Below are 19,136 nucleotides of genomic sequence, written 5' to 3'. Positions count from 1 at the left end.
AATTCAAAGAAAGAGGCTATATCATGCATTGAGTTTCAGTTAAAGATGAATTACCAAAGCCAGCTACTCAACAAACCATGTTTATTATTTGTACAGAAAGTGGTGTGGATGTTGCTAGGTATGAATATGATTTTTGTGATGTTTCTTTTGATGGAAACACTCATTTTCACGGCGACAAAGTGACACATTGGATGCCTATGCCAAGCAGACCACATGGGAAATTAATTATCTATACACACCAATCCGCCTAGTGCGGGTTTTTATATTACAAAAAATAGCTAATCACAAAGCCAGTTCGAGTGAGCCGGCTTTTTAATTTAGATGGTGTAAAAACTTACCCGTATAAATATCTAGCTGAAAAGGCTCCCATCCACCAGGAGGGTCCCATTCGCCAGAACCATAGATGATGTCATTATCTATCTCGTGAATAATAACGCCATCAATTGCACATTGCGGTGATCGCCACTTAATCCCACTATTAATATTCACGAGAAAAGCATATTGAAAAGTGGTTACGATAAAGTCTGAAGTGAGCTTGTTGGAATGGATATTAGGTGTTGAGTAGATGTGCCCAACGTAATCATTAAAAGCAACACTATATGTAGAGCCTGTTTCTAGATTATAGAGGTGCACATGGACACCATGAAGAATCGCGACTATTTCCTGATTAATTTTAATTTCCTTAAAGCATTGCTCAAGAACATATCCATCTTTATCACGTGCTGAATATATATTTAGGATACGCTTAGGCTCCTCATCGAAATATATGATTACTTTGCAACTTAAATATGCCCTATGGGACAAATAATTTATGTCAATAACAGGCAAAAAAGGGAGGTCAATACGACTCTCACCTCAATGAATTCAGCAGTTATACCCATCAGTCATCCTTGAAACGAAATAGTTATGGCGGAGCTTATCTAAATAGGCTCATTTTTATAAAGCATACATTAAAGGAAACACTATGGCTCAGAAAAAACCGACGCTCACAGATGAGCAAAAGGTTCTTTTTGATGCCCTGACGAAATTACAGCAGAAATTCGTATTAGGCATCTTGAAAGGACTGAATCAAACAGATGCCTATAAACAGGCTGGCTATAAGGCTAAGACAGAAGAAACAGCACGCTCATGCGCAAGTGAAATCCTAACAAATCCTAACGTGAAATCGTTCTTGGATTCAGTGAATGAGACCGCCATTTCTAGTGACATCATGACGCGTGAGGAAGCCTTAGAGCGGCTATCTTCAATCGGACGTAGCTCACAGAAATGGTAGAGTTCAGTGAGCATAAAATGGGCGTTGATGATGATGGCAATCCTGTTATTCAAGCTGTGTGGAAATTTAAAGACTCCACCTTGCAAGACCCTAAATCATTAGCAGCAATATCTGAACTCACAGCAAGTAAAGACGGCATCAAGTTAAAACTCCATGATCCGAAAGCAGCCATTAAGCAAATGTCTGAGTTGCTGAAAGAGATATCCTCGGAGTCATGATATGGCTGCAAAAAATCAGCAATTTGAGGTGTTAAAAAAGAACCTTAAAGATAGATTTTGGCGTCTAAATAATCTTTATTTCATTACTAACAAAAGAGGTAAAAAAGTAAAGTTTAGAATGACACCTGAGCAGTATGAATACACGCAATATAATTTTAAAGGCTCGTCAACTTGGCTTTACTACACTTGTTTGTATTGTGCAGCTAGATGCCGCTCTGTTTGAATCTGCTAAGTATGCATTGATAGCACATACTTTAAATGACGCTAAACCCTCGGCAAGTCATTGGTTGGAAGTCAGAAACTAAAGGCGGAAAGACGTTTCTCACCGAATTACGTGTAAAAGAAGTTATCACTGTTGATGGAAATGATTTTGGACAAACAAAGGTAGAGCAAATTCGGCATATCATGCCAAGAAAAGTTGTTATTTATCGAAGAAACAAAGGTGCGAATGGGTACGAAGCATGGGTTCTACATGAAGAATGGCAAACTTCTCGTGATGATATTCCACTAGTTACTCTTTACACGAAACGAACAGGATTCATGCGAGGCTCGCCTCCATTATTAAATCTCGCGAATTTGAACATTAAGCACTGGCAAAGCCAAAGCGAACAAGACAACATCTTGCATGTTGCTCGGGTTCCATTGCTTGTTGCTTATTGAAAGGCTAGATGAAGAATCTTGAAGCTGACCGCATGGCAAGGATATCGAATGTTGTCCGTCAGGGATTTTTACTTGGAGATACAACAGAGCAGATAGCTAGAAAAGTGCGAGGTCATGCTAATAGAGGTTATCAAGATAGCGCCTTACAAGTCAGTCGTTTGAATGCAATCAGTATTACTAAGACTGCATTAGGACATATGGCATCAGTAAGTCGTGACCACTTTGCTAGTGCGAATAGTGACATTGTTAAAGGCAAACGATGGATATCAACATTGGATAAACGAACAACGCCAGAGTGTATGATCCGCGACCAGCTTATGTACACAATGGATAACAAGCCCATTGGACATAAAATCCCGTATTTACAAGACCCCGGCAAGCTGCATTTTTGTTGTCGTTCGACAGAGGTACTTGTTTTGAAATCGGAGAAAGAATTAGGGTTTGATATTCGTGATATCCCTAATAGCTCAAGAGCCAGTATGGATGGGCAAATCCCCTCTGAGGTTAATTACTCTGATTGGTTGAGAAGCCAAAAGCCAGAGAGGCAAGATGAAATACTGGTAAAACTCGTGCCTCGCTCATGCGTGACGGATACGGATAAAGGTGAATACATGACGCTAGAGCAACTTAAACAAATTAATAGTGAGGTGTTTCGCCGAGCAGGGCTGTAAAAAAACGCACAAATAAGAGACTCCTAATGGGGTCTTTTTTTATACCTGTTATTGGGTGGATACCACATAACGAACGGTCGGATGACCTTTTAAAGCCGGAAGGCGAGGATACCTAAATTCACTATGGGATGAAGTAAATAACCTTCCAATCATTAGAAAGGGGATCACAGCAACTCACCCTAAAAAAAATATAACGGAAGATCTGAATTTTTGATTGATGCTGCTTGCTTTCCTGGCTCTAGTGGTTCGCCTGTATTTTTAGCAAATATAGGAAGCTATGTAGATAATGATGGTGAGATAAGAGTAGGGAGTAGAGTTTCGTTGCTGGGGGTATTATGGGGCGGGCCTGTCGCGACTATAGAGGGAAAAATTATTAATTCGGAAATACCTTCGCAGAAAAATGCTAAATTCACTACCAGTACAATGTTAAATTTAGGTTTTGTTATACATGCATCTGAAATTATGGGCTTTAAAGACATAGTTGATGATATAAGTAAAAATCACTTTAAAATCGTAAGTGAAACAACCGAAATTGATAAAAATGAGCCTACCCGTATAAGAAGGAACGACCCGTATGATTGTGGTAGTGGTAAAAAATATAAAAATTGCCATGGAAATATAAAGTGAACCCACTCCGGTGGTTTTTTTATTGCCATAAATGAAGTGTTGCAATAACATTCTATGAACTTAAGCTAAACTTATTAAGGCAATGGAATGAATAAATTACTTGCGTGTTTTTTGAGCGTGTCAATTTTAAGCTCTACTGGATGTATAACAAAAAGTGTTTGGGAAGATAATCCTACGGTTGAAACAAAATCACAAAATGTTGTTAAGCTAACAGATAAGATAGTTACTACTTTTGAATATAAAAACATTAAAATTCAAGGTAAAACAACAAAAAAAGATACAGATGATGCAAATATTCCAAATTCTGGATTTGGTTTCGCGGGAGAAAAATATGCTTATTTATTGACTAGCGGGTCTACTGAATTAATGGAGTTAAATGAAATAGTTAAAAAAATACCGTTAGCTGCATTTGATAATCAAGAGGGAATAATTCGAATAAAAATACTTCCAAATAGCAACAGTCAGTCACCGATTGAATTTATGCAGGATTATTTTGTTTACACGGACTCTAATTATAAACTTACAAAAGAACAGATAAAAATATTAGAACAAGCAGGCTTTAAGAAAAAGTCTGAAGGAAATAGTAAATCATCTTGGATAAAAACAGTACCAATTAAAGGGTATGTTATTGACAGAAATGATATGAATTTGCCTGCAATATCAGGCGATAAGCTTAATGAGTTATATACAGTTGAGCTATATTCTGCTGAAGATAAGAAATCTTTTAGTACTGGGAATTTGGCCGCAAAGATAATAGCTACACCATTTACTATTGTGGCTGATGTGATTGTCATGCCACCTGCTGCTATTTTTGTTATGTACGCATTTAGCAAACATAAGCCCCAATGAATAACCTGCTCCGGTGGGTTTTTTATTGCCTGAATTCTTCATCTATCCTAGTATTCACGTACTTAACTAAAATATGGTGATGTATGAAAAAGGGGTTGGTAGTTTTATTTGCATTATTGATTACTGGATGTACAGCGGTTTTATCAAATGTCCATGATTTAACTATGGGTAAGTATAAGTATGATAACAAGCATAGTGATGCATGGAACATATCTACTGCTGCAAAAAAAGAAGCGTTCAAAGATGTTAAGGCCGAGTATATAGCTAAGAATATATCTGGAAATCCAGAATGGAAATGGAAAGATTTAAGCGATAAAGAGCATAACTTAAGTCTTGTGGATTTTTCGTCTGTAATGCCAAGTTATAACGTTGGTTGGTCTAGTCAGGATTTTGAAATAGATGGCCTTTTTGTTTGGGTGCCTAATGAGTTAGCTGCAAATCCAGAAGATGCAAGAGAGTTGGTTGTCGTTACAATGGAGAACGCAATAAGAAAAGCATACGGTAATGCAAATAATAGATATAAAGATAGAAATAACAAAGATGGTTATGGTGGAGACACTGGCATCATACAGGCTGCAATGAGCGGCGCTTATAATCAAACGACAAGATTGGCGGACATATACTTTGATCAACATGATAAGAATATAGTGTGTGCTATACCTGATCGGAAAAAACAAGAAAAACGTGAATGCTCAAGCATATACATCTCGCAAGGCTTTCCGCGAGGAGAGTATACAACACCATCATTTTTACCATTAAATAGCACAGGAAAGAGTTATTTATTTACGCCTAGGAATGATGATCGAGTGCTACCATCAAGCATAGATATTTATCCAGTCGAAATGCCTGCGAGAACAATTGCTAGTGATGTGGTTCTACAAAGAAAAAAAATGATAATTGCACAAAAATTAAGTGAAAACCTCCCACCATGGTTTATTTTTTATTTTAAACCAATGTACAAATATGGCCTTCCAGCCATGGTAGTAAAAGAGGGAAAAACCTACTTCTTTACTACGGAATAGTAACTTTAAAATAATATCAACCTGCTTCGGCAGGTTTTCTGTTTGCTTCAATTTGCACTCCCAATAAAGTAACATAACCTAAATTGAATAGTGGAGTAGTGAGATGGAAAACAAAACTGAAAAGACAATAGGGTGCATTATCGTACTTATCTGCATTGGCGCTTTAGTTATGACTATTGTTGCTATAGCGTTAGCGCTAGACTACAAATAACACAGTTACGCTCAATAGCTAATCTAGCCCGTCCTTGGGCTGGGTGGTTATTACCAAGGCAGGAATACGAATGCGGTGTAATATATTCCACGCACTCATTTCATTGCGCTTTATTTGAATGTGCTGGGTAGCCCTTTCAATTGTTCGGCGTAATGCATTTGTTTTTCTCATTGCATCCCGTGGTTTTTCATAAAATGATCCAGCTAGTTTGTGCTCTGCAACTTGCAATAACGGTTCAATATCTAGCATATTACGGATCATTACTGTTGAATCATTCCACACATAGCAAAGATTAAGTAATTCTTCATCGATTAGGAATGCTCCACCAATAACAGGTTTGTTTTCTTTAGGCAAATACTCACCTTCAAGCGCATCAAGATAAGAAATAGCTTGCGGTATCTGCTCAGGAAAAAGCTCATTGATATGCTCAACACCGAACTCCTTGTGAACGTACTTCCAGTATCAGGGTAAATATTAGCGATACCAGTAGCAATTAAACGCTTGGCAGTTTGACGTAGCGGAGTAAGTTCTTTTGCTGTTGATTGACGAATGCTTATTTTTTGTTGAGCTTCTTCTTTCTTGGCAAAATAAAAATCCTCCAGTGCCTCAAAAACATTCCATGCGTTATAGTATGCATCACGAAGGTGCATACTATACTTTCATATTTGATCTATTTTATAGCAGAATTAATAATTAACTGTAGTGCTTGTTTTCGAGTAAGCGATTAATTTGTAGTCTGTAGTTTTATTAACTCATAGTCATATTGCTTATCATCAATAAAAAATGAATATAGTAATTTTTCATCAGATATTATTTTAAGAATTGAGCTGTGCTGCGACTTATGGAAAGGGTGGTTATATAGGCTTTTTTTGTCTGAATAGCTATAAGATTCATAATGCAATTCATTATTAATCCAGCGAGCATTATTGTATAAGTGATTCCAGTTTTCACTCCTGTCTTTCTTTAGAAATATTTGTCCGTTTTTATCTTGAGCTATTTCAATTTGTATATCATCTTCGAGAGCCCATTTCCCTATATATTTATTAATGTCAGCATTTGCAGGTATTACAGGTGATGGCGTAAAGTCATTCGACGTATATCCTGTTTTCGGTGGTTCATTTACGGCACCTGCGTATAGGTAGCATAAGGGGGAAACCTTATCTACCTTGATATACAGCAGAGAAACACTGAAATCATCAGTTATTTTTTGTTCTAATTTCATCGTATTTTGGTTTATCTCTAATATTTTTAAATCAAAGTTACCAAATTCAGACTTATGTGCGATTACATCATTTTCACTATTAATTGAATAGCTTGAATGCTCGCTTTCATCCTTTTTATCAGGCTTTGAACAATTGAAGGGCTGTAGTATGGATGAGCCATCTGCTTTATATTCAACCACATTAGCAATGCCATTTTTTAGTGGAACCATAGCCCAAATACCAACAAGGTCACTATTATTAAAAGCAAATGAATTTATTGATATCAGAGAAAGAATAATAGGGATAATTTTGTACATTAGAATATCCTTGAAGGGGGAGTATTAATAGTTAGCAACTATACCTCGATTAACTGTGCCACTACAAAATTACTTTATAACTGGAAAGCAGAATTCGAAGCCGAGCAATCAGGTAGCAACTTGAATTCAGATGAGAGAGTGGTGCTATTAAGGCTTAGAAAGGAAAAAAAAGAACTTAGGATGGAGAAAGAGATCCTAAAAAAAAAGCCAGCGCCCTCCTGCTAAAGGAAACCTAGTAGCCTTTAAAACAATTAAGATATTATCTTTACAGTTTCCTGCGCTGAAGTTCTGTGTAATGGCCAATGATTAGCTTGAACTTAACCCTAAAGTTACACTCTAATTTTCTTTTATGGTGAAAGTAAAGTAAGTGATGAGTTTAAATGGATAAGGGTTTGTTATTAAAAGTAGTAAGGAATGATATTGCAGTTTCTATAATTCTTGCAATTTATCTTGGTTTTTTCTTAAATTATTCTGTTTATATATCAAGATTTCATTCACAGATATTACTCAATGAAAACAATGGATACCTATACTTAGTGGCGGAAATTATCGTCAATATCTTGTTTTCATTTTTTTTGTTTAGGCTAGTTGCTGTACTGGGATTGTTTAGCTTTAAGCTTTTATCTACATTAATTATATTAATCAGTATTGCTATCAGTTATTACATTACATTTTATGATGTTGTGGTTGGTTATGGGATTTTAATCTCAACCCTTACAACGGATATTGATTTATCTCAGGAAGTCATTGACAATAATTTCTTTATTTGGCTCCTTTTACTCTCGATTCCACCAGTAATACTCATTTGGCTTACAAAAAAAACGGTACTGAGCAAAAAACGAAGCCGCCTATTAAGGTTATTTACCTTTATCCTCATTCCGCTACTCATTTTTACCTATATCAAACTTGTCGATTCTTATCAAAAAGAGAATGAAAGTAAAAAAAATATTGATATATCAAGCTATGGTGGTGGCATTGGCTACTCTTATTTGCCAACAAACTGGATGATCCCTTTAGTTCAATATGGCATCGTCAAATACGATGATAGTTTTAATGAGACTAATTTGTTAGACCCCTTTGATAAGTTTACCTATAAGCCAAATGAAAAAAATAAAGATGTCTATGTGGTCTTTGTGATAGGAGAAACGGCGCGTTGGGATCATATGCAATTGTTAGGCTACCAAAGAGAAACGACTCCACGGTTGGCGAGTGAGAAGAATGTTATTGCATTCAAAGGAACCTCATGTGATACCTCAACCAAATTATCACTCAGATGTATGTTTGTTCGAGAAGGTGGAGTAAAAGATAACGAGCAACGTACCGTTACCGAAAACAATATTTTTTCTGTCATGAAACAGCTCGGATTCTCATCCAACTTATTTTCGATGCAAAGCGAAGTCTGGTTTTATAATAAACTTGATGTTGATAACTACCTTATACGTGAAATGATCACCTCAAAAAACAGTTCGCGTGGTAAGGAAATTCATGATGAACTATTATTGGATGAAGTTGATAATGTCATACAAGATAAGACCAGTGGTATGAATCTGATTATTTTGCATACCAAAGGTTCGCATTATCTTTATTCTAAGCGTTACCCTGCCGAATTTAAAAAATTTATGCCTGAATGCATCGATAGTGCTGTCAAATGTTCAAAAGAGCAGTTAATTAATTCATATGATAATTCAATCCTGTATACGGACACGGTAATCTCTAACCTAATTGATAGATTGAAAGATAAAAATGCGATTGTTTTTTATACTTCTGATCATGGTGAATCTATTGAGGAAAATAAAGGGTTACACGGTACACCGCGCAGAATTGCACCTGTTGAGCAATTTAGAGTACCTCTGATTGTTTGGATGTCGGATACCTATATGGAAAATAACAAAGGCTTATATGACAACCTAAAACAAAATAGCCAATCTCGGACATTTTTTCATCACGAAATTTTTGATAGTCTCCTTGGCTGTTTAGGCTATACCTCTACCGATGGCGGTATAAACAATAAAAATAATCTATGTTTTAGATAATTATATCTAATAAATATTCGAAGCCTCTTATCGAGATTAATATGATTAAGAGGCTTTTTTAACAGCCGTCGTTACAGCATATGCCCAAGATGAGGCAAGTATGGGCTGTAATTTAAGTCGTAGTGATTAAGCCTCGTATAGCGAGGTTTTTTATTGTAGCCAAATCACCAATAGGCATAATGTTTACAATTTAAGCCAAAGAGAAATTGAGTCCGAGGGGGCTATTTTTTATCTCAAATTGAAATGTCATTTTTAATCATTTGATTGAATTGTTAATGTATTTGTCTTTATGTTAACTAATTGATGGTTAATAATTCGGTTATATAAAACCTATTTTAAAGGCATGAATAAAAATTAAAGTAATATAAATAATAAACAATTGATAAACGAGTCTATCAAAAAGACTGTTATCTAAACAAAAAATAGTTAAATAAGTCAATTAAATGGAGTTTTGGCTATTTAATTAAAGAAAACTCCATTTCTTTTTATGAATACCACTAAATGAGTATTTTTATGTTTGTCATAAGTAATAATGATTAAAACTACGCTGTGTTATTCTTTAAAAGATCTTTTTATGACCGTTATGGCAATATCAAAATTGAGTAAATAGAGAGCTTGTTCAAGTATCTCTACTTTTGATGCGTAACGAATATCCAGTAATCTTTCAATTTGCTGGGCATTAAGATTAAGTTTACGGGCAAGGTCGGGTTTTTGTGTATCCGATTGAATAATAGCATTATTTAATGCAATCTTTAAGCAGGTGAGAACCGGTAAATGGACTGAAAATGCATCTGCTACCGTTGTTGTAGGGAGTGGAATAGGTAATCTTGACGAAATAAGTTCAGCAATTGTCGATATTAATGTTTCTTCAGCTTCAAACTCAATATTTTCTTCTTTATATGCGACACCTTGTATATCGGGGAAGTCACAATAACTAATTTCGTATGTACCTTCATCTTCGATAAATTCTACGGTTGCCAGATAATTAAACATATTTTCCCTTATTAATTAACAACTTAAAAAATTAAAATTTTGTCACTTGGTCTATCCTTGGGAGTATAATTCATTTAGCGAAAAGCATCTGGTTAATTGTTGCTTCGAGGGAAATGAATACAGGAGGGATTGTAGGTCTATTTTTTCTACGTCACAAAATAGGTCAATGACAAAATAGTTTTATTAAGAAACTATTAGGAAAGGCAGAAATTGAATGTGAAGTAAGTCTCAGTTTTAATAATCTTTTTTTTATTAAAAATGGATATTTTGGGCAATTTTTGTTTGTTTTATCTTCACTGAATTATTTTAAATAAAGCGAATAGTTTTATTTAAAAAGGGGGGAGAAAACTAAGGGGTTTCACTTAAGGAAATCATCATTATTAGATGAATTGTTAAAATAAAAGTATATAGTGATCAGTTGTTATTGTAACTATATGTTATTATATTCTTAATGGTTACAGCTTATACAATATGATTGCTAAGTAAAATTACCGATCAACTAACACCGAAATAAACTTATTTAGTTAACTAATCAAATTTTTCAAAACCGTATGAAAAGCATGTAAAAAATAGAGCAGACACGTGAAAAAATTTTACTTTTTGCAAAGAGGGGGCGATTGACAGATGCTGTAGGTTGATCTTTTTATTAAAAAAAATATTTTTTCATCTTTCTAAAGAAAAAATAGGAAAATTAATTTATTTAAAATAAATTTGTAATGAAATAATAACAAAATAACGATCAAATAAGAATGAATTATGGAATAACATTCAAGGTTTCGATAAATTAACTAAAATCAGAAATAAATAATTATCTAGAAATTTAATTAATTTTATTAATGTGACGTTATTTGGTAATTTGCATGAATGTTAAATTTATCTAATGGTATTTGATTCGTCTTGCGCTATATGTATGACAAAAAGAAGCCTTCAACCATAAAGGTAGGAATTGAATAATTTTGAATAAAGGCTAATACCTTGATAAAACCAATTGAAATTAATGACTAAATTTTATTCTCAATATGCCGATAAAATTTAATCCATATTATAACCAACTGGGTTTCTTAATAATAAATATTGATTTGGATCAATATTTCGATTTTTAAGTTATGAGTGGGTTTTTAACCTTACTAATCACATAATGAGAGTAATCTGTTTGATTAAAATCCTGTCATTTGATTTAAGTCGATCCAAAATATCGTAGATATTTAAGATAAGATGGGGCAATATATAGAAATAATGAAGATTTTTTAATGTATCAATGGATTGTTATCTAATAAGGCAAAAAGAAACATAAGTATCTTGAATAGTTAATTTAGTGGTGCATAATAAATAACGACTAATAATGACATCGGCAAAATCTGACTTTTACTGAAAATGCTAATTTTTTAGTCATTTTTTATTGTTTGTAGGTATTCAGGAAATGTATTTAATTTAAGATTGAAAACTTGTGTTTTTATACTCCAAACTGGGTATTTGAAAACGGATTACATGGGAACGTAATGGAATACGGTTATCTAGTTTATTTACTTTTATATTTAAAAATTTGGTCCACATAATACTTTCAATTTCATATTTGTTCTTTTGCACACAGATGTTGATAAATATTCGGAAAGGAAAAAAAATGAGCTCGACGACAGATTTTCTGAAGCATATATACGATATTAACCTCTCATATTTGCTGTTAGCCCAAAAACTTATCTCTCAAGAAAAAGCGTCCGCAATGTTTCGCCTTGGCATTTCTGATGCAATGGCAACTACTTTAGCAGACCTTTCACTTCCTCAATTAGTCAAATTAGCAGAAACAAACCAGCTAATCTGTCAATTTAGATTTGAGAGTAGCGACACAATAGAGAAATTAACACGTGATTCTAGGGTTGATGAATTACAACAAATTCATACAGGTATCCTACTATCGACCCGACTATTGCAAACGCATAATGAGGGTAAGACTGAAATAGCGAGAAAAAGATGAGCACCGTAGCTGAAAAAAGCATTGTCAAAGAGGCTAATGACATCCGTTTAGCGATGGAGTTAATTTCATTGGGTGCTCGCCTTCAAATGTTAGAAAGTGAAACACAAATCAGCCGTGGGCGACTGGTTCGCCTGTATAAAGAGCTGAGAGGCTGCCCACCACCAAAAGGAATGTTACCCTTTTCAACAGATTGGTTTATGACATGGGAACAAAATATTCATTCATCTATGTTTTATAATGCCTACCAATTTTTACTTAAAAGCGGTCATTGTCACGGTGTTGATGCAATACTGAAAGCCTATCGTCTTTATTTGGAACAGTGCCCACCATCACCAGGAGAAGAACCTGTATTGGCATTAACCCGGGCTTGGACACTGGTTAGGTTTGTGGAAAGTGGCATGCTGCAATGTTCTGATTGCCGTTCCTGCAGTGGTTCATTTATCACCTATGCACACATCCCAGAAAATAGTTTTACTTGTAGTTTATGTCAGCCTCCATCACGAGCAATAAAAAAACGTAAACTTTCCGAGCATCTCGCCGATATTACGCTATATCGACAGGATGGCATTACTAAAGCGGTAATGTAATTGGATTGATTTGGTAAACCAGGCAAACATATTTGCCTGTCACACCTAATATTCCCTTTGACTGCCATCTGTTAACCAACGGAGTGAAAGGGAATATTGTGTTAATACTCATCGGGTATATCATTGTTACAGTTGCGGTTATTGGTGGCTACCTTATGGTTGGTGGTCATTTAGGCGCGCTATATCAACCAGCTGAATTTGTTATTATTTTAGGCGCAGGTTTAGGAGCCTTTGTTGTTGGTAACAGTGGTAAATCGATTATTGCGTTATGCAAAGTATTACCTCGCCTTTTTCGTCGTTCTTCCTATAACAAAGCCATGTCGATGGATTTAATGGCATTGTTATTTCAATTGTTGAATAAATCTCGCCAGCAAGGGTTACTTGCACTAGAAAAAGATATTGAAAACCCTCAAGAAAGTGAGATTTTTTCACAATATCCCCGAATTTTGAAAGATGAATCAATGCGAATGTTTATCGTGGATTATTTACGTTTGATGGTCACGAGTAATCTGCAAAGTCATGAAATTGAAGCGTTGATGGATGAAGAGTTAGAAACCTTTCGCCAAGAAAATGAAGTCCCCGCTTCTGGTTTAAATATGGTAGGAGACTCAATGCCGGCTTTCGGTATTGTTGCGGCTGTATTAGGGGTTGTGAATGCATTGGGATCTGCGGATCGTCCTGCGGGTGAGCTTGGGGCGTTAATCGCTCATGCAATGGTTGGTACATTCCTTGGTATTTTAGTGGCTTATGGATTCATTTTACCATTAGCGTCGCTAATTCGGTTACGGACAAGCGAACAATTAAAAATGATGGAATGCATTAAGGTGACTTTTCTTTCTGCATTGCAAGGTTATGCCCCACAAATTGCGGTGGAATTTGGTCGTAAAGTTTTATTTAGTGCCGATAGACCTTCATTCTTAGAGCTTGAAGATAGGGTCCGCGAAGTGAAAATAGGTAATCGCTCACAAGAAACGAGTGAGGAGTAGCGGGTCGATGACAGCGAAAAGTCCTCACATTATTCGAGTTAAAAAGCGTTCCTCAAACCACCAAGTGGGCCATGGTGGTTCATGGAAAATTGCATACGCAGATTTTATGACGGCGATGATGGCATTCTTCCTCGTAATGTGGCTTATTTCTATTTCTAGCCCTCAAGAATTGACCCAAATTGCTGAATATTTTCGCACTCCACTGAGCACCGCAATAAACCCCGGTAAAAAAAGTGGTGATGCAACAAATCCTATTCCGGGTGGCGGAAAAGACCCGATTTACCGTGAGGGGGATGTCCTCCCTGAACCCAATAATATGATTGAAGGTAAAGCTAACTATCGCTTTGAAAAATTAAAACAGTCTCTTGAACAAGCCATTTTAAAAGACCCTCGCCTGAACGAATTAAAGCCTCATTTACTCATCGATATGATTAATGACGGTTTACGTATTCAAATCGTTGATAGTGAAAATCGCCCAATGTTTAAAGTAGGTTCTGCCAATGTAGAGCCTTATATGCGCGATATTTTACGTGCAATTGCACCTCTTCTCGATGATGTCCCTAATCGAATTAGTATTTCAGGGCATACCGATGATCTGCCTTATGCAAATGGTGCAAATTATAGTAACTGGGAGCTTTCATCAGATCGCGCAAATGCTTCACGTCGTGAATTAATTATTGGTGGTATGGATGAAAATAAGGTGCTTCGTGTGGTGGGAATGGCAGCATCTATTCACTTAGATAAAGAAAATGGGCTTGCTCCCGTAAATCGACGAATAAGCATTATTGTTTTGAATGATGAAGAGACAAAACAGATTTTACGTGAATACGATGGGGCAACGCCCATCAATGATGTGCTGAATAAAGAGCCAAAGCTCACACCAATATCCACAATGAATGAAGTTGTGACGGTTAAAGTTCAGCAATGAATGTGCCGATAAACAAATCGATGATATTAAACATTAATCTATTTTAGTTGCGCTGCTGGGTTGTCCGGCAGTCAGCGTTAAGTGAAACCTAAGCGAGACGGGATAAAAACCATGGATATTACCGAGTTTTATCAAACATTTTTCGATGAAGCCGATGAGTTGCTCAGGGATATGGAACAACATTTACTTGAGCTTGATCCTTTTGACCCGGATAGCGAGCAGCTAAATGCCATTTTCCGTAGTGCCCATTCGATTAAAGGGGGAGCGGCAACTTTTGGTTTCACTCAGTTGCAAAATACCACTCATACCTTAGAGAACCTACTGGATAAAGCGAGGCATGATGAGCTCACTCTTACTCCCGATATCATCGATATATTTTTGGATACCAAAGATGTGATGGCATCCCAGTTGGATGCTTATAAAAATGGTGTATTACCCGACGAAGAAACATTCAAGCGTATTTATGATGTGCTAAGCAGTGTAGAGCATCGTGCGGAAGAAATGATCGAATCCATGCCTGTCGAACACTCAATACAATCCGTTAATGAAAGCGACGAAATTAAAACAATAACAGGCGAGCATTCTCACTATTTCATCATCACGTTAAATGAACTGAAAAGTACAGAGGTTGATTTACTTGCGGATGAACTCGGATTATTTGGCACCTTGTATCACACAGATAAAACAGAAAATACCCTACAAGCTTGGTTAGGAACGAATACACAACTCGATGATATTTGTGGGGTTCTTTGTTTTGTCGTGGATGAATCACAAATTAGTCACCAAGTTATTAATTTTGATGATTGTTTGCCTTTTATTCAATCGCAGATTGAAGCAATTGATAGCAATATTGAGACTGAAACTGTAATTGCAGAACCCACTTCCCAAGAGAATATCGCAGAGGAAGTTAAAGCGGTAGAAACACCGAAAGTAAGCGCGTCACCTAAGGCTACGGTAACAAAATCTAAAGGTGATTCAAGTAGCATTCGAGTTGCTGTCGAGAAAGTTGATCAGCTAATAAACTTGGTGGGTGAGTTAGTTATTATTCAATCAATGCTGACTCAGCACAGCCAAACGGTTGATCAAAATGAACATGCCGATTTGCTGAGCTCTATTGTGCAATTGGAGCGTAATTCTCGGGCGTTACAAGAGTCCGTTATGTCTATTCGCATGATGCCAATGGACTATGTATTTAGCCGTTTTCCTCGAATGGTTCGTGATATAGCTTCAAAATTAGGGAAAAAAATCGAACTTAAAGTGGAAGGAAGTACCACTGAACTTGATAAGAGTTTGATTGAACGCATCGTTGACCCTCTCAACCATCTCGTCCGCAATAGCCTTGACCATGGCATTGAAAAACCTGAAGTTCGTCTTGCTAATGGTAAGCGGGAGGCAGGAACACTCACCCTCGCAGCGGCACATCAAAGCGGCAATATTTGTATTGAAGTTCGTGACGATGGCGCTGGCTTAAATCGTGAACGTATTTTAGCTAAAGCGCGCTCTCAAGGAATGGATGTCCATGAGTCAATGAGCAATGAAGAAGTGGCAATGCTGATTATGGCACCCGGTTTTTCAACGGCGGAAGTGATTACCGATGTCTCGGGTCGTGGCGTCGGCATGGACGTTGTGAAACGAAATATTCAGGATATGGGTGGCCGTGTTCAAATCGGATTTACGGAAGGTAAAGGCACAATTATTCGTATTTTATTGCCTTTAACACTGGCTATTTTAGACGGTATGTCCGTAAAAGTTGCGGATGACGTCTTTATCGTCCCGTTGAGTGCCATTATAAGCACATTACAACCTCGGCAAGACGATATTTACCGCTTAGCCGGTGAAGAAAAAATGCTGTTAGTGCGGGGAGAATATCTGCCACTAGTCGAATTACATCAAGTCTTTAGTATTACGGGCGCCGAGCGCAATTTAGATAATAGCATCGTGTTGATTATTCAAAATGCGGGTCATCGTTTTGCATTGTTGGTCGATAGATTGGTCGGGCAGCAACAAGTCGTTGTGAAAAATATCGAAAGTAATTATCGCAAGATCCCCGGTATTTCTGCAGCAACTATTATGGGTGATGGCTCGGTGGCGCTGATTTTAGATGTTGCCGAATTACAAAAAATGAATAACAGCATTTTGATTAAAAAGAAACAACAGGTTGTGCAACCTGTCGTGCACTAAATAGAGGTTATACACCATGTCTATGTTTGATGATGATTTAAATAAGCTTGATGAAGAAAAAAATGGCGAAGGCTACCTGATTTTTACACTGGGTGAAGAAGAATACGGTATTGAAATCCTAAAAGTGCAGGAAATTCGAGGCTATGAGCAAGTGACGCGTATTGCAAATACCCCCGATTTTATAAAGGGCGTTACGAATTTACGTGGCGTCATTATTCCTATCATTGATTTGCGCGTGAAATTTTCCCATGAAAATGTGGTTTATAACGACAATACCGTGGTTATTGTGGTGAATTTAAAAGACCGTGTAGTGGGTATTGTGGTCGATGGTGTATCGGATGTTTTAGTGCTTAATGAAGAACAAATTGCAGCACCACCTGACTTTGCTGTCACGCTATCGACTCAATATTTAACCGGACTTGGTACCGTGAACGATCGGATGCTGATTTTGGTTGATATTGAAAAACTGCTGACTAGCGATGAAATGGCGCTGATCGACAGCATGGCGGAGTAATACTCCGCTTTCAAATATTGTTCAAAAATTAATATCTCATTAACTAAAGTTTTTAGTGAGATGACCGATATCCAAAATACAACAAAATTATGTTAGTAAAACGTCATGTATAGTCGAATTAAAATCGTATCAGGACTTTTGTCCGTCATTTTTATCTTTATTTTATTGCAGCTGGTATCAAGTGGGTTGATGTTTACCAAACTCGGCGATAACAGTGACAGTATTAGTTATTTGAATTCGCTCCAACGCCAAAGACAAGTTTTAACGGAAAGCTGGGTTAATTTATTACAGGCTCGTGCCAACTTAAATAGGTCAATAAACGCTTATTTATTGGAAGGTCGTAAAATTCAAGACGATGCTACAACTGAAGACTTGATTAAAGCGGCTAAGCGTAACTTTAAAGCAGCGGATGATGCTTATATTCGCTACAACAAGCTCACGCAGGACTCGACCTATGATAAAGAAAAGTTTGAAAAGTTGTTTGCTACCTATGAAACCTACCGTGATGCACTCGTTAAGTTAGGCGAATATGCAGAGCAGGGGGATCTTGAAAAATTCTACGCTCATAGAACTTCAGGTCATCAAGTGAAGTTTGAAGAGCAATTCAATGCTTACTTTGCCGATATTTCATCCGACTTCCAAGCCGAAGTTGTCAATGCGGATAACAATTATCGTCAATCACTTTATATGTTAGTGATTTTATCGATTGCGTTAGTGTTGGTTGGGTTATTGAGCTATCGCTATGTACGCAAAGGCATTATTGAACCGCTTATTTTATTGATTGAACGTATCAAAGTATTTGCATCTGGTGATTTAACGCCAAATGTGGATACCTCCGCCAACAATGAGATAGGTGAGCTTGCACGCGGTGTCCAACACATGCAGCAGGAACTCATTAATACCGTACGTGGTGTGCTGGATGGAAGTGAAACCATCTATCAAGGCACGACTGAAATAGCGGCTGGCAATAATGATCTGTCATCGAGAACAGAAGAGCAAGTGGCTTGCCTAGAAGAAACATCTGCAAGTATGAGTGAGTTGACTGCGACGGTTAAGCAAAATACAGAATATGCGCATCAAGCGAGTGAATTCGCTAATCAAGCTTCCTCTATCGCGAAAGAGGGTGGCAAGGTGGTGTCAAACGTGGTTAACACCATGCTGAATATTGCTGATAGCTCACAGAAAATCTCTGATATCACAGCGGTTATCGATAGCATTGCTTTTCAAACCAATATCTTAGCTTTAAATGCAGCGGTTGAAGCGGCGAGAGCTGGGGAACATGGTCGTGGGTTTGCGGTAGTTGCGGATGAAGTTCGTAACTTAGCACAGCGCAGCGCCGATGCAGCAAAAGAGATCAAAACGCTAATCGAAGACTCGGTTTCACGTACAGGAACAGGGGCGCGTCAGGCAGAAGATGCCGGTGAGACGATGACTAAAATTGTCGATGCTGTAACGCGTGTCACCGATATTATGTCGCATATCGCCACGGCATCTGATGAACAAAGCAAAGGTATTTCACAAGTCAGCATTGCCGTTGCAGAAATGGACAAAGTGACTCAGCAAAATGCGTCATTAGTTGAACAATCTGCGGTAGCAGCCAATGTGTTGGAAGAGCAAGTTGCGAAATTATCGCAATTGATTTCTATTTTCCGCCTACCAGCTCTAACGCATAAAGAGGTTCGAAATATTCAGCCCGCAGCAAGAACAATTTCCAATATTGTTAAAACTCCGGATCTGAAAAAACTATCATCGAAAGAGCATAAAGATGATGACAATTGGGAAACTTTCTAAAGGTTAAGTCCAGCTTAACGCTGCAAGGCCAAGCTTTGCAGCGTTTCTGTGCATTAGAAAACAAAGCAACGTTTTAAACGAGCAGGTCACTTAGCTAGCAC

Annotated in this window: 18 protein-coding genes and 4 pseudogenes; 17 read left to right on the top strand and 5 right to left on the bottom strand. The window is 37.0% G+C overall.

The annotated features are described in order from the left end of the window. Positions 1-47 precede the first annotated feature (47 nt). Positions 48-251 (top strand): annotated as a pseudogene (locus tag M998_RS20160) (DUF551 domain-containing protein); the annotation flags it as partial. A gap of 61 nt (positions 252-312) precedes the next feature. On the opposite strand, the gene M998_RS19530 reads toward M998_RS20160, so the two are convergent. Then, the gene (locus M998_RS19530; protein ID WP_145980647.1) at positions 313-633 is read right to left on the bottom strand and encodes a hypothetical protein; all 321 of its coding nucleotides are present in this window, start codon (positions 631-633) and stop codon (positions 313-315) included. A gap of 331 nt (positions 634-964) precedes the next feature. Between M998_RS19530 and M998_RS04065 the strand changes: the two genes are divergently transcribed. The 8 genes and pseudogenes from M998_RS04065 to M998_RS04030 all read left to right on the top strand — a co-directional run bounded on the left by M998_RS04065 (position 965) and on the right by M998_RS04030 (position 5,320). Continuing rightward, positions 965-1,273, top strand: a complete 309-nt coding sequence (locus tag M998_RS04065; protein ID WP_068907680.1) for a terminase small subunit — start codon at positions 965-967, stop codon at positions 1,271-1,273. After that, positions 1,267-1,491, top strand: a complete 225-nt coding sequence (locus tag M998_RS04060) for a hypothetical protein (RefSeq protein ID WP_068442526.1) — start codon at positions 1,267-1,269, stop codon at positions 1,489-1,491. Before M998_RS04065 ends, M998_RS04060 begins: the two co-directional genes overlap by 7 nt. A gap of 1 nt (position 1,492) precedes the next feature. Continuing rightward, positions 1,493-1,760 (top strand): annotated as a pseudogene (locus tag M998_RS04055) (hypothetical protein); the annotation flags it as partial. Continuing rightward, positions 1,756-2,148: pseudogene (locus tag M998_RS04050) on the top strand (DUF4055 domain-containing protein); the annotation flags it as partial. The pseudogenes M998_RS04055 and M998_RS04050, both read left to right, overlap by 5 nt. A 17-nt stretch (positions 2,149-2,165) precedes the next feature. Beyond that, positions 2,166-2,822: pseudogene (locus tag M998_RS04045) on the top strand (phage minor head protein); the annotation flags it as partial. A 210-nt stretch (positions 2,823-3,032) separates the two neighbouring features. After that, positions 3,033-3,449, top strand: coding sequence for an SEC-C metal-binding domain-containing protein (locus tag M998_RS04040; protein ID WP_068442533.1), 417 nt, complete (start codon positions 3,033-3,035; stop codon positions 3,447-3,449). A gap of 87 nt (positions 3,450-3,536) precedes the next feature. Beyond that, positions 3,537-4,298 carry a YidX family protein gene (locus tag M998_RS04035; RefSeq protein WP_068442536.1) on the top strand — a complete coding sequence of 254 codons (762 nt, stop codon included), beginning with the start codon at positions 3,537-3,539 and terminating at the stop codon, positions 4,296-4,298. An 83-nt stretch (positions 4,299-4,381) separates the two neighbouring features. Then, positions 4,382-5,320: a hypothetical protein gene (locus tag M998_RS04030; protein ID WP_068442538.1), complete on the top strand. Its 939-nt coding sequence runs from the start codon at positions 4,382-4,384 to the stop codon at positions 5,318-5,320. 229 nt (positions 5,321-5,549) lie between these two features. On the opposite strand, the gene M998_RS04025 is transcribed toward M998_RS04030, so the two are convergent. The 3 genes from M998_RS04025 to M998_RS04020 all read right to left on the bottom strand — a co-directional run bounded on the left by M998_RS04025 (position 5,550) and on the right by M998_RS04020 (position 7,050). After that, positions 5,550-5,885: a P22AR C-terminal domain-containing protein gene (locus M998_RS04025; RefSeq protein ID WP_068442540.1), complete on the bottom strand. Its 336-nt coding sequence runs from the start codon at positions 5,883-5,885 to the stop codon at positions 5,550-5,552. After that, positions 5,843-6,181, bottom strand: coding sequence for a hypothetical protein (locus M998_RS19525; RefSeq protein ID WP_145980646.1), 339 nt, complete (start codon positions 6,179-6,181; stop codon positions 5,843-5,845). Before M998_RS19525 ends, M998_RS04025 begins: the two co-directional genes overlap by 43 nt. Positions 6,182-6,255: 74 nt before the next feature. Continuing rightward, positions 6,256-7,050, bottom strand: coding sequence for a hypothetical protein (locus M998_RS04020; RefSeq protein WP_068442542.1), 795 nt, complete (start codon positions 7,048-7,050; stop codon positions 6,256-6,258). Positions 7,051-7,430: 380 nt separating this feature from the next. Here M998_RS04020 and eptB point away from each other — a divergent pair, with 380 nt between their 5' ends. Further along, positions 7,431-9,083, top strand: a complete 1,653-nt coding sequence (gene eptB / locus M998_RS04015) for a kdo(2)-lipid A phosphoethanolamine 7''-transferase (protein ID WP_068907678.1) — start codon at positions 7,431-7,433, stop codon at positions 9,081-9,083. Positions 9,084-9,635: 552 nt separating this feature from the next. Here eptB and M998_RS04010 read toward each other — a convergent pair. Next, a complete protein-coding gene (locus M998_RS04010) occupies positions 9,636-10,076 on the bottom strand; it encodes a type II toxin-antitoxin system HicB family antitoxin (protein WP_068442547.1) in 441 nt (146 codons plus the stop codon). A gap of 1,621 nt (positions 10,077-11,697) precedes the next feature. Here M998_RS04010 and flhD point away from each other — a divergent pair. The 7 genes from flhD (at position 11,698) to M998_RS03975 (ending at position 19,035) form a co-directional block, all read left to right on the top strand. Next, positions 11,698-12,048, top strand: a complete 351-nt coding sequence (flhD, locus tag M998_RS04005) for a flagellar transcriptional regulator FlhD (RefSeq protein ID WP_068442549.1) — start codon at positions 11,698-11,700, stop codon at positions 12,046-12,048. Further along, complete coding sequence (flhC, locus tag M998_RS04000; protein WP_068442552.1) at positions 12,045-12,635, top strand: flagellar transcriptional regulator FlhC; 591 nt, start codon at positions 12,045-12,047, stop codon at positions 12,633-12,635. The genes flhD and flhC overlap by 4 nt, the downstream gene beginning before the upstream one ends. Positions 12,636-12,733: 98 nt before the next feature. After that, the gene (gene motA / locus M998_RS03995; RefSeq protein WP_068442555.1) at positions 12,734-13,621 is read left to right on the top strand and encodes a flagellar motor stator protein MotA; all 888 of its coding nucleotides are present in this window, start codon (positions 12,734-12,736) and stop codon (positions 13,619-13,621) included. A gap of 7 nt (positions 13,622-13,628) precedes the next feature. After that, positions 13,629-14,549, top strand: a complete 921-nt coding sequence (gene motB, locus M998_RS03990; protein WP_068907676.1) for a flagellar motor protein MotB — start codon at positions 13,629-13,631, stop codon at positions 14,547-14,549. A 111-nt stretch (positions 14,550-14,660) separates the two neighbouring features. Beyond that, positions 14,661-16,730, top strand: coding sequence for a chemotaxis protein CheA (gene cheA, locus M998_RS03985; RefSeq protein WP_068907674.1), 2,070 nt, complete (start codon positions 14,661-14,663; stop codon positions 16,728-16,730). Between the two features lie 16 nt (positions 16,731-16,746). Continuing rightward, positions 16,747-17,244: a chemotaxis protein CheW gene (gene cheW / locus M998_RS03980; RefSeq protein WP_068442563.1), complete on the top strand. Its 498-nt coding sequence runs from the start codon at positions 16,747-16,749 to the stop codon at positions 17,242-17,244. 105 nt (positions 17,245-17,349) lie between these two features. Beyond that, positions 17,350-19,035: a methyl-accepting chemotaxis protein gene (locus M998_RS03975; protein ID WP_068442566.1), complete on the top strand. Its 1,686-nt coding sequence runs from the start codon at positions 17,350-17,352 to the stop codon at positions 19,033-19,035. Positions 19,036-19,136 lie beyond the last annotated feature (101 nt).

Origin of the sequence: Providencia heimbachae ATCC 35613 (assembly GCF_001655055.1) — a bacterium.
In the GTDB taxonomy this organism is placed as follows: Bacteria; Pseudomonadota; Gammaproteobacteria; order Enterobacterales; family Enterobacteriaceae; genus Providencia; species Providencia heimbachae.
The sequence above is the reverse complement of the archived record's forward strand: the minus strand, read 5'-3'. Positions and strand labels throughout refer to the sequence as shown.